General features: G+C 38.1%; 12 protein-coding genes and 1 riboswitch. Of the genes, 7 read left to right on the plus strand and 5 right to left on the minus strand.

Annotated features, from left to right (window positions below; genetic code table 11):
* Nucleotides 1-39 precede the first annotated feature (39 nt).
* The 4 genes from H1P_RS06330 to H1P_RS06345 all read left to right on the plus strand — a co-directional run bounded on the left by H1P_RS06330 (nt 40) and on the right by H1P_RS06345 (nt 3648).
* The gene (locus H1P_RS06330; RefSeq protein WP_144865237.1) at nt 40-1473 is read left to right on the plus strand and encodes a hybrid sensor histidine kinase/response regulator; all 1434 of its coding nucleotides are present in this window, start codon (nt 40-42) and stop codon (nt 1471-1473) included.
* A gap of 20 nt (nt 1474-1493) precedes the next feature.
* Nucleotides 1494-1883 carry a response regulator gene (locus H1P_RS06335; protein ID WP_144865239.1) on the plus strand — a complete coding sequence of 130 codons (390 nt, stop codon included), beginning with the start codon at nt 1494-1496 and terminating at the stop codon, nt 1881-1883.
* Between the two features lie 208 nt (nt 1884-2091).
* Entirely contained in the window at nt 2092-2694 is a 603-nt protein-coding gene (locus H1P_RS06340) for a DUF6391 domain-containing protein (protein ID WP_144865241.1), read from the plus strand.
* A gap of 105 nt (nt 2695-2799) precedes the next feature.
* Complete coding sequence (locus H1P_RS06345) at nt 2800-3648, plus strand: DNA-formamidopyrimidine glycosylase (protein WP_144865242.1); 849 nt, start codon at nt 2800-2802, stop codon at nt 3646-3648.
* Between the two features lie 141 nt (nt 3649-3789).
* On the opposite strand, the gene psb35 is transcribed toward H1P_RS06345, so the two are convergent.
* The 3 genes from psb35 to H1P_RS06360 form a co-directional block, all read right to left on the minus strand.
* Nucleotides 3790-4014 (minus strand): photosystem II assembly protein Psb35, encoded by a 225-nt coding sequence (gene psb35 / locus H1P_RS06350; protein WP_186375861.1) that lies wholly within the window; start codon nt 4012-4014, stop codon nt 3790-3792.
* Nucleotides 4015-4097: 83 nt separating this feature from the next.
* Nucleotides 4098-4313 carry a hypothetical protein gene (locus H1P_RS06355; RefSeq protein WP_144865244.1) on the minus strand — a complete coding sequence of 72 codons (216 nt, stop codon included), beginning with the start codon at nt 4311-4313 and terminating at the stop codon, nt 4098-4100.
* A 39-nt stretch (nt 4314-4352) separates the two neighbouring features.
* Nucleotides 4353-4430: riboswitch (Glutamine riboswitch) on the minus strand.
* Nucleotides 4431-4533: 103 nt separating this feature from the next.
* A complete protein-coding gene (locus H1P_RS06360; protein WP_144865246.1) occupies nt 4534-5613 on the minus strand; it encodes a hypothetical protein in 1080 nt (359 codons plus the stop codon).
* A 648-nt stretch (nt 5614-6261) separates the two neighbouring features.
* Here H1P_RS06360 and H1P_RS06365 point away from each other — a divergent pair.
* Nucleotides 6262-6561, plus strand: a complete 300-nt coding sequence (locus H1P_RS06365; protein ID WP_144865248.1) for a hypothetical protein — start codon at nt 6262-6264, stop codon at nt 6559-6561.
* Here the strand turns inward: H1P_RS06365 and H1P_RS06370 are convergent.
* On the minus strand, nt 6558-7961 hold the full coding sequence (locus tag H1P_RS06370) for a sensor histidine kinase (RefSeq protein WP_144865250.1): 1404 nt from the start codon (nt 7959-7961) through the stop codon (nt 6558-6560). The two genes, H1P_RS06365 and H1P_RS06370, sit on opposite strands and share 4 nt — an antisense overlap.
* A 329-nt stretch (nt 7962-8290) precedes the next feature.
* Entirely contained in the window at nt 8291-9496 is a 1206-nt protein-coding gene (locus tag H1P_RS06375) for a homocysteine biosynthesis protein (protein WP_144865252.1), read from the minus strand.
* 117 nt (nt 9497-9613) lie between these two features.
* Here H1P_RS06375 and H1P_RS06380 point away from each other — a divergent pair, with 117 nt between their 5' ends.
* Both H1P_RS06380 and H1P_RS06385 read left to right on the plus strand, forming a co-directional pair.
* The gene (locus tag H1P_RS06380; RefSeq protein ID WP_144865254.1) at nt 9614-10318 is read left to right on the plus strand and encodes a M15 family metallopeptidase; all 705 of its coding nucleotides are present in this window, start codon (nt 9614-9616) and stop codon (nt 10316-10318) included.
* A gap of 378 nt (nt 10319-10696) precedes the next feature.
* Nucleotides 10697-11124, plus strand: a 428-nt coding sequence (locus H1P_RS06385; protein ID WP_144865256.1) for a hypothetical protein, incomplete at its 3' end; no start/stop codon positions are given.

Consider the following 11124-nt stretch of genomic DNA (forward strand, 5'->3'; position numbering starts at 1 on the left):
CACTAGATAAATTCAACTGTTTAAGTAGACCTGATAATTATGGAGCGTCGCCAACTCGATTTACCAAAAGCAGATATTTTAGCTGTGGATGACAATCCAGTTAATTTGCGATTGCTCCTACAAATTTTAACTAGTAAAGGGTACAAAGTTAGACCAGTCCCCAATGGGAAGTTGGCTTTATCTGCTGCGGAAGCTATTCCCCCTGACCTAATTTTACTGGATATTAATATGCCAGAAATGGACGGTTATGAAGTTTGTCAAAAACTGAAAGAAAATCCCAAGACAACCAATATCCCTGTAATTTTTATTAGTGCTTACAATAATGCTATTGATAAAGTTAAAGCTTTTGGCGTTGGTGGTGTAGACTATATTCCGAAACCTTTTCAAATTGAGGAAGTTTTAGTCAGGGTTCACAATCATTTATCGATTCGGATTTTACAAAAAAGTCTTCAGAAAAAAAATCAAAATTTACAAGACACTTTAGAAGAACTAAAAGCTGCTCAAACACAATTAGTTCAATCAGAAAAAATGGCTGCTTTGGGGCAGTTAATTGCAGGAATAGCCCATGAAATAAATACTCCTTTAGGGGCGATTCGCTCTTCTATTGGTAATATTCAAGATTTTCTTAAGCAAGATTTATATTATTTATCGTCATTTTTTAATAGTTTAAATAACTTGGAAAAAGAAATCATAACTAAGCTTTTAAAACAAGCTAATAATCAATATAATGTTTTGTCTAGTAGAGAAAAAAGAAAAATCAAAAAAAAAGTTATTTCCCAACTAGAAACTCAAGGAATTGATGATGCTGATAGCCTTGCAGATACTATTGTCGATCTAGGATTATCAGAAAATTTATCCGTAATTATACCCTTGCTAAAAGCACAATCTGGCATCAATATTTTTAATCAGATTTATCGTTTTTATTCTTTACAAAAAAGTGCCGATACAATTGCGATTGCCACTAATAAAGCAGCTAAAATAGTGTTTGCCTTAAAAACCCATGCTCGTCATGATTCGGCTGAAACAAAATCCTCTGCTGATATTATTCAAGGAATAGAAACTGTTTTAACTCTCTATCAAAATCAAATTAAACAAGGGGTAGAAGTTATTAAAAATTATCAATCATTACCACAAATTTATTGTTATCCCGATGAACTAAATCAAGTATGGACAAATTTAATTCATAATGCTTTACAAGCAATGCAATATCAAGGAAAATTGACTATTGAAACTCTAAGTAATCCTCAACAAATTATTGTCAAAATTACTGATAATGGACAGGGTATTTCTCAAGATATTTTACCAAAAATATTTCAACCATTTTTTACTACTAAACCCCCAGGAGAAGGTAGTGGTTTAGGGCTAGATATTGTCAAAAAAATCATTGATAAACACCAAGCAACCATCACTGTATCTTCTGTCCCTGGCAACACAACTTTTAAAGTTTTTCTACCAATTAACAATATACACTAAATCAAAAGGAGTCTATATTAATGCCTAAACCAATTATTATTTGTGTCGATGACGAAACTTTAGTACTTGATAGCCTAAAAATCGAGCTACGTAAATTTTTTAATAATAATTGCTTATATGAATTTGCAAGTAGTGGTGAAGAAGGGCTAGAAATAGTTACAGATCTCGAAAAAGAAGAACCAAATAGTAAAAAAGTAGTCATTTCCGATTGGTGGATGCCTAGCATGAAAGGAGATGAATTTTTAATTGCCGTCCATGAAAAATATCCTGAAATAACAACTATCATGTTAACAGGTCAAGCTAGCGAAGCAGCGATCGCAGATGTTCTGGAAAAAGCTAATTTACATTGTTGTATTCGTAAACCTTGGGAATATGAAGACCTGATGCACACTATCAAACAAATTATTTAATAAAAATTTAAAAAATTAATTTTAAGAACAACAAGAAAATATAAACATCACTCTTTTTTAAAAGTTTTGCTTTTACAATAAGTATTACTTAAAGCTCTCAGATATTAGCCAATTTTCTTCGGATGACATCGCTATCATCAAAAATCTTAGGAAAAGAAAGCTAAAAAACACGTACCAAGAGCTAAACCCTAAAAGCTACAGGATAAAGATGAGTGATGCTACTTTAAATAACCATCAAGATTGGTTTGTTCCCGAAAACAAACAAGATAGTGAATTTTTACAACAATGGGGCTTTATTCCTGGTGTCAAAGAATTTTTGATGCTGCGCCAGGTACACGCCCTAGAACACGCTACAGTGTGGGTGCTGAGTAGCCTAAATCAAAATCAATCTCAAGACGACGAAACCATTGGAGGACTGTCCACAGAACAAGGTTTTTTTCTCTATGGCAAAATTAATCCCTTACAATTAAGAAAAGCTGTAAAGTTGGCTTTAATGCGTCTGCAAAAAGGAGAATGGGATTTAGCTATTCATCCTCGTTGTGGAACTAACGCTTCAGTAGCTACTATGCTAACTACAGGAATGGTTTTAACTACTCATCTAGTACTACCAAAAGAACCCTTCACACAGCTACTAGGAATAAGTCTAGCAGGTATTACCGCCAATTATTTTGCTCCCGAAATTGGGATGTCTGTACAAAGATATTTCACCACTGCCATACCTTTCAATCTGCAAATCAGAAAAATTAGTCAAACTGTCGATCGAGGGGGTCGTCCAGCCCATTTTATCAGTTTAAAGTGGCAAAATTCCTAAGAAAAATGTTCCTTTAAAGTTAACTGAGCTTTGTCCCATTGGTTAATATTCAGTCTGACTGATAGGCTATTCTTAGTCCCCCATAACTAGGAGATAGTTCAAACTTTGCCTGAATTACCAGAAGTGGAAACAGTCCGTCGAGGGCTAGATAAATTGACAGTGAAACAGACCATTGAGGGTGGGGAAGTGTTACTAGAAAGAACCCTTGCCTATCCTTTTTCTGTTAGCGAATTTTATAGTAGTATTAAAGATAAGGCGATCGCTTTTTGGCAAAGAAGAGGAAAATATTTATTAGCTCAATTAGTAGACAATGCTCAAAAACCACAGGGATGGTTGGGAGTTCACCTCCGCATGACTGGTCAATTACTCTGGACAAAACAAACTGATACTTTACAAAAACATACCCGTGTTCGTTTATTCTTTCCCCATAATCAAGAACTACGCTTCGTTGACACCCGTACTTTTGGCAAAGTGTGGCTAGTACCACCCCAAACATCCCCCGAAACTATCATTACAGGTTTACAAAAATTAGGTGCCGAACCCTTTGCAGCAGAATTCTCTGCAACCTATTTTGCCGACAAATTAAGCAAGCGTCGTCGCAATATTAAAATTTTATTGCTAGATCAAGCAATTGTAGCGGGAATTGGTAATATTTATGCTGATGAAGCTCTATTTAGAAGCGGTATTCACCCTACAACTATTGCAACAGATCTAACCCCTACCCAAATTACTAAACTGCATCAAGCCATTATTGAAGTGCTGCAAACAGCTATCAATAAAGGTGGTACTACTTTCAGTGATTTTTTAAATCTGTTAGGTGTCAACGGTAACTATGGTGACTCTGCTTTAGTTTATGGCAGAAAAGGCGAACCTTGCCGTATTTGTGGGACTTCCATTGAAAAAATTAAGCTAGGGGGGCGTTCTTGCCATTTTTGCCCCAATTGTCAAATATAGGGATCACGAACAAGAAATGAAGGATGAAGATTGGGGATTGAGAAATGAAGAAAGGAATTTTCTTGACTCCTTATACTCTAATCCCGATCCTTAAAAAGTCCCTCACCGTCATAAAATTATTAAGAATAGACCATGAATGAGTCAAGATTTGCCAGATGATTGGCTTTCTGAAGATTCTTTCTCATCTTCCATGTCAGGGACAAAATCAGGGCGTTGTGCGTTTTCCCAACCAGCAGGACGCTTGGAATTGTACCAAGCAATTGAACCAATAGAAACAGCAGCAATAAAGCCCACGACATATACAGCCACGAAATAAATAGGAAACTCGCCTCCTGTTGTGGCAAGAAAATCTACCAGTAAAGACACCACGGTATCGCACTCCTTAATTAAACTTTACACAATACTACCAAAATTTAGTAATCTACACCTAACGAAAACTAGTTTAGAGTCTAATTCAAGTTGGATACATTACCCAAATTCCCGAAAAATAAAGGAATGGCCATGACTAACAGCTTGAGAATCCAAGGAGCGCAAATTAGAGTAACCAACCCAAAAACCAGAGCGACAAATGCCATTCCCACTTTAAATACTTCATCGTCTATTTTTGTAGTCAAATAGATGGCTACACTTGCAACAAATATACTACTTACAGAAACAGCTACCATTATTTTTTTGTCCTATAGTTCTAATTTTTTTTTTAATACATTGCGTTCCTTCAGTTTATTCAAACTTACTTCCGTCTCTCTCTATTTTGCGATAAAACAATTGATGAGATGAACGATCGCTTACTTTAATATTCAGTTATTATAACCTTTTGAGCTAACTCGAAATCAATATGTAGTAAACAGGAAAGAAGAAAACGGATTTCCCTCCTTCCTTATACCTTTACGTTCCAGCTTCAAAAGCTATGCCTTCTTCAATAAAGGTGTCGGAGAAGTTGTCTCGAATACTTGCGCTTTCTTGAGGGCTTGCAAACACAAAAGTACCAGGTTCTTCAATATTTTGGAAACGGGTAAATGGTGTTGCTTGGTCGGAACCCGCTCCAAAAACATAAAATGCGATGCCTTCTTCAACAAAGGTGTCGGAGAAGTTGTCTCGAATATTGACACTCTCTGTTTCTGCGGCAAAAAGAAAGGTTCCTGGAACTTGCGTATTTTGAAAACGATTTATCTGGATTAAATCCTCTCCTGGTTCATCTGCTACTTGGAAAGCCAATCCTTCTTCCACAAAGGTGTCGGAGAAGTTTTCTCGAATACTGACACTCTCTGCTTCTCCGGCGAAAAGAAAGGTTCCTGGACGCTCCGTACTTTGAAAACGATTGATATTGGTATCTAGGGGACCAAGTACTGGGCCGTCACTTAAATTATCGTCGCCTACGGCAATATCTTCGTCGTTAACCCCTACTCTAGCTGATTGTAAATCAATAAGCTCATCATCCAAAGAATCTAAATCAGCATCTTCGCTAACTTGAAAATCAATTTCTAAGATAGTTCCAGAGGGAACATTGCCATCCTCATCTGGTTGAGGTAAATCTCCAGTATTGACTAAGCTAATGCCAACTTCTCCTGTTTCCTCATTGACATTGGCTACAGGGTTACTAGGTTCTAATGCCCAATCAGCACTGATTCCTGCTCTTCTAACTCCTTCATTTTCTGGAGTATCTGGATTGGGGTCGGCAATACTTAAGATTGAAGTGTTATAGGTTAAGTCGACACTAAGGGACTGTAAGCTTTCTGCATCACTAATCAGGATCGGAATAGTAACTGTTGTTCCTGGGTTAATTGCAGCATTCCCAACACTCAACACTGTTCCTAGATTGTCAGGAGAAAGAAGAGCCAAAGACTCATTGGGAATACTGCTAGAAGTTCGATCTTCTTCTACTTCTACCAAATCAGTGGGAATTAATTCTTCTACAACCGGCTGTTCTAGTCCTGCCACTACTTCTTGATTATCTGTTCTGCTCATAATTGATTGATATTGATTTCTACTGGCGGTGGAATTAAATTAATTGAGGTAATTCGTCTTATATATAGTGGTTTGCTAGTCAAACTACATCAACAGACAAACAAGTGTGTCAAGCTTGAATAGATTTATTGACGGGGCGTACAAGCCAAGGGCGTGTGATTCGAGGTGGCCTCGAATCCCTGTGTCGCCCGTCCGCCCTTCGATGGCGGGGTCAGCCCCTTACGATAGCAAACGTTTTTTGTGGCACAAATATTACTTTGCCCCTTATGATGCCCATAATTACTGAGAAAGATTACCATAGTAAATCTAGATTACTGAACTAAAGGATTGATTTTAACTAGCTAACAGCTTCAAGCTCCAAGCTCCAAGCTTATCACCAGGTTCAACTCCTCCACTTCTGGCATAGTGGAACAGGGCGCGCGTGGAGGTTAACTCCTCCGTCTCAAGCGATTCAAACTTATAGCTTATAGCTAATGGCTTAGAGCTAATTTTAAATAGCATCGTACCAGCCTAGCTTGTACTGTAATTATTGTCATCTGCTGGATAAATACTCGATAAAATCAAGATTTTTGCGATATTTTAACTCTTTGATGGGAACTATAAATAGGTTAAGAAAATCTAGAAATTAAATTCTGAAAAATAATACTGATGATTGTTTCTTATCTTAGTCGATCGCTAGGAATGCTTTTTTTTATGGCTTGTTTTGGAGCTTTGATGAACCCACCACCCTATATACTGATTGGGATCGTCTTTTTCATCATGGGTTTAGTCTTATTGCCTTCGACCAACAAAATTACAAAACAAACATTTAATTGGGAAATTAAAGGGGGAACTAAAGCTACCGTTTTGTTAGTGGGTTTTTTGCTTGTATGTTTAGTTGTCCCTCAAGTAAACCTGAAAACAACTTCTTTTTCTATTAATTACTTAGAGCACAAGGAAAGTATTTAAACACCAGGAAATTTGAGAGTGAAAGTACTGCCTTTTTCCAGTTGGGATTGAACGCTGATTTTGCCTCCCATCCCCTCTACTAAAGTTTTGACAATAGAAAGACCTAAACCCGTTCCTCCTGCACGATTACGAGCTTCATCTAAACGGTGAAATCGCTCAAAAATACGGGCTTGTTGCTGTAAAGGAATGCCCACACCGCGATCGCAAATTTCAATAATTACTAAACTATCTTGTAAATAAGATTTGATGGTAATGGGGTACTCGGAAGCTGAATATTTGATGGCGTTGTCAATTAAATTTAGTAAAACTTGTTTGCAGCGATTTTTATCAACTGCGATCTCTAAATTACTCTTATTAGACTCAAAAATAATTTGATGGTTACTATATTGTTTAGTCATGGCGACTACTTCTGTAATTAGCTCATGAACGTCAATTTTTTCAAGTTGAAAGTGCATTGCACCACTATCGGCTCTAGCTAAATCTAATAAGTCTTGTAAGAGTTGTACGGTACGATCTGCTTCGGATGCAGCCGTAGTCAGGGCTTCTCTTTGGATTTCGGTGAGATTTGGTCCCCGCCTCAAAGTACTTTCTAGGTAGCCACAAATAATAGTTAAAGGGGTTCGTAATTCGTGAGAAACATTACTTAAAAGTTGTCGTTGATGTTCCCAAGATTGAGAAAGACGCAGCAACATTTTTTCAAAGGTTTCGGCTAATTCTTTGACTTCACTGGGAGGATTTTCCAGATTGAAATGTGCCTCACCAAGTCGCTCCGCAGAGATATCAGAAGTAAGTTGGCTAATTCTTTTAAGGGGTCGCAGCGATCGATTAATATAGAAAGCAATGGCGGTAATCATGATTGCTGTGACAATGATAGTGGCAAGAGTGAGGCTGCGGAGTAAACGCAGCAGCATCTTTTGATCTTCAGTGATATCTTGAGCAATATAAAATTTTCCCAAATTAACCCCTTTTACTTGCAAAGGAGTCGCACACAATAGCCAATAACGTCCTTCTAAATCTTTTACTTGGGGGATGGGAGGCACATTTTTAAGCGGTAAAAGCACCTGGGCAATTTTAGTATTTTGCAGTATTTGTGAACGAGCAGTTACGACATTACGATCGCTTTTTGCCCACATAATTATATTGTCATTGGATAAATTATCAACTGCCTTTTGTACTCCTTCCTCTAAGGACACCATGTCACTATAAATTTTGACATCGTGGGGAAAACGTTCGGCAATATATTTGATATTGTCTTTGTGAGTGGATACTAAAATCTGTTGCATCCGCATACTCGTCCAACTGGCTAAACCACACAAACCCAGAGTGGAAAAAAGAGCAATCCCCACGGTAAGGCGTAATTTTAAAGAAGCAGGATCGAGTTTGTACCAGAGAAGTTTCATCTTGAGTAAGGCAAAGAAAAAATAGCAGATGACAGATAGCAGAAGGATTAATTCTTCAAACTTTAGTTAACAGTTTGTCTTTATTTAGCCTGACAAAAGATACTGAGAATAAGATGATAAAACTCTGGGAATTGATTAAAACATTAATCATCGATTATTAATATTCTGTATTCTCAAAAACTTCTGACTCTTGACTCGATGCTCTTAATCTTCAGCATTGCATAGTTGCGGGATGATTTTTAAATTATCTGCTTTAAAACCTTCTTTGTTCGTCGTCTAGATTTTGCGACTTGCTACTTTTGCCTCACCACCTCATCATGATACAACACCTAATCTTCCAAAGAAACCGATGAGCCTCTAGGATCTTGAGGAATAAAAGAGCGATCTCTAGATAACATCGCAACTGGTTCAGTTAGAGTAAATTTTCCTGTGGTAATTTCTTGTTTTAATTCTTCGGCAATTTGTCTAGAGAAAGCAATACTCGCTAGGGGAGCTACTCTGACTTTTTTCCCATCAATGACAAGTCGTCCGCTTTTTAATTGAGCGTAGCTCACTAAACCAAAAGTTGGTCTAACTCGACGGGGAATCGAAAAATCAATTACAGGAGCAACAATATCTCCATCTCTTACAGCACAATCGCGAATTACAGACTCTTCTAACACTGGTATAGGAACACCCACTCCCAACATTAAAGATGAACCATAGTTACGAAAATAACAGCCTCGCACCCACTGCGCACTCATTCCTTTGGCATCACCAATTAAAGCTACCGTTGCAGCAGGACCAATAGGAGTACGATTTGGCAAACGTTTTTGCAAAGGAAAATGTTGTGTACCTTCCCACGCGATATAACCTACACCACCACCAAGCCAAATTTTTGTCCCAATACCAACTATCTTTAGCTCTGGATCGTTGAGCAATGGGGAAATTGCTCCTGGGTTAGAGTAAACCGCATTGCCTAATTCTGGTTGTAGTGTACCTAGATAGGTAGACAATTGGCGATCGCTGCCATTAACTCCCACAATGAAGTTTTGATAGAGATTTCGCGGATTAAAGAGATAAAATTGATTGATAGAGTCTTTGGTAATAGTGTTTTCAAAAGAAGCTCTGGGATAACAATCTGTGGCTTGTCCTAATGCTTTAAAAGAAACTGCTTTTCCTGCAATTAAGTCTTCTATGACATGACCCCCACCTCTTTGAGAATTGATTCTGAGTTGGTCGCGTAAATCATTGCTATCGTGGGATTCTGCGATCGCAGTTGCTCCTAAATAAATATCTACTGCGCCAAATCCCGCATAAGCAGGTACACCATCAAACCAACACTGACGAATTTTGATCGGTGGATCGGTATGACCCAAGTTAATAATTGCGCCAGAAGACTCCATCGGCTCAAAAGTCCCCGTGCAAATAACATCTACTGTTTTAAAAGCTTGAGTAATTCCGATATCTGCTACTTGGGCTTTTAATTCTTCTACCGTCCAAGCTACTACTTGACCCCGATGAATTTTGTCATTAATCTCTGCAATAGTTCGCATTATAAGTTAGTTTTAAGCAGTTATTTTAATAGTGATCGCTTAACAATGATTAAGACAGCGATTTAGTTGTCTTTCTTCTTTCCATCGTCCATTGTATTGATCTTCTTAATCGTTAAGATGAAACCCTATCAAAAAATTCTGATTCGAGAATGTAACGAGCCATTAATTCCCATTCCTTTGGAAAAATTTGCTGTCGAATTACCTCATCCTTACGAAAAATTGGGTGCAGAATACGGACAGCGATCGCCATATTGTTTGCGTCAAGGAGTGGTGGAAGCCTTAGAAATGGCTCAATTTTTCTTAGGGACAAGTCACCCTGGTTGGAAATTAAAAATATATGATGCCTATAGACCAGTGGGAGTACAACAATTTATGGTGGACTATACCTTTGACTTGTTGCTGAAAAAACATCATCTCACTCCCAGCACTGTATCAGCCCAACAAAGACAAAATATTTGGGAGCAAGTGTATCAGCTTTGGGCAGTACCAAGCATCGAAAAAGAGCTTCCCCCTCCTCACAGTACGGGGGCTGCGATCGATTTAACCCTGGTGAATAGCTATAACAACGTAATTGATATGGGAGGAGAAATAGATGAATTATCTGAGCGATCGCATCCAAACTATTATCAAAAAAGCAAACAGCTAGTAGAGCAACAATATCATCGACATCGCCAATTACTAAACCAAGTAATGACTCTCGCTGGTTTTATGCGTCATCCTGGGGAATGGTGGCATTTTTCCCTAGGGGATCAGATGTGGGCGTGGCTGCATAATCAACAGCATCCTGAAAATATTTTACAAGCTCGTTATGGCAGAATTTGAATTTAATAAGTAGTGTTTGAACAAAAGATCAAACAAAACAACTAGCTACTGTGAATTTGCTGATTTTAGTCCTAGCCACAAACTAAGTTTCTTGTTAATGGGTGAGAAACGATCTGAGTTAATAGCGATCGCTGGATAGTTGGGCGATCAGACGAAGCTTGGCACTAGGCGATCGCTAATAGCACTACGTATACAGGTTAGGACATTTTTTGAATTGCTACTCGGATGTTGTTAATCTTAAGAAATATAATGTAAATCCATCCTATAAGAATTAATTCCGTCCAAGTGAATAATCAATCTAGACAAATACCTGCGATATTCTCAATGTCAAAATAATCCCTTAAAGTTGTAGTGTATCCCTGACGGGGAGATTTGATAATGAATTACCGACGCGCCCTAAGAGCTTCGACCAATACAGGACTGATCGTCTTCCTAATCGTGGTGGTCGGTGTAATTCTCTGGACTACTGATGAAGCACTTGGTTGGAATATACTGCCAGATTGGATTGATAAGTATGCAGAACTTTTGGTGACTATCTGTTCCATACTGGCAGCTTTTGCGGTCGTGATCAGCATCATGTGTAGCTTTGCTCTCATAGCTGAATCTATGGCAGAAAATGCAGGAATCAGAGCTTCTGTAACTTCACCCCATACTAAGCGTTTGATTACTTTCGGAGTCTTGATGATGTTCGGTATCATGTTCGCATTACATAATGTAGACCAGTATCGTGCAGAAAGGAGAACAGATAAGATTCAGACAGAACTACAAAATCGAATGCCTGCCACTGTCGCTCTTTTCTCTCCGAT

Origin of the sequence: Hyella patelloides LEGE 07179 (assembly GCF_900659865.1) — a bacterium.
GTDB classification, from domain to species: Bacteria; Cyanobacteriota; Cyanobacteriia; order Cyanobacteriales; family Xenococcaceae; genus Hyella; species Hyella patelloides.

Bases quoted from the DNA above. Each gene is read 5' to 3' on its own strand.
- H1P_RS06335 (WP_144865239.1), top strand. From the start codon at position 1,494: ATGCCTAAACCAATTATTATTTGTGTCGATGACGAAACTTTAGTACTT.
- H1P_RS06355 (WP_144865244.1), bottom strand. From the start codon at position 4,313: ATGGTAGCTGTTTCTGTAAGTAGTATATTTGTTGCAAGTGTAGCCATC.
- H1P_RS06375 (WP_144865252.1), bottom strand. From the start codon at position 9,496: ATGCGAACTATTGCAGAGATTAATGACAAAATTCATCGGGGTCAAGTA.
- H1P_RS06370 (WP_144865250.1), bottom strand. From the start codon at position 7,961: ATGAAACTTCTCTGGTACAAACTCGATCCTGCTTCTTTAAAATTACGC.
- H1P_RS06365 (WP_144865248.1), top strand. From the start codon at position 6,262: ATGATTGTTTCTTATCTTAGTCGATCGCTAGGAATGCTTTTTTTTATG.
- H1P_RS06330 (WP_144865237.1), top strand. From the start codon at position 40: ATGGAGCGTCGCCAACTCGATTTACCAAAAGCAGATATTTTAGCTGTG.
- H1P_RS06340 (WP_144865241.1), top strand. From the start codon at position 2,092: ATGAGTGATGCTACTTTAAATAACCATCAAGATTGGTTTGTTCCCGAA.
- H1P_RS06360 (WP_144865246.1), bottom strand. From the start codon at position 5,613: ATGAGCAGAACAGATAATCAAGAAGTAGTGGCAGGACTAGAACAGCCG.
- H1P_RS06380 (WP_144865254.1), top strand. From the start codon at position 9,614: ATGAAACCCTATCAAAAAATTCTGATTCGAGAATGTAACGAGCCATTA.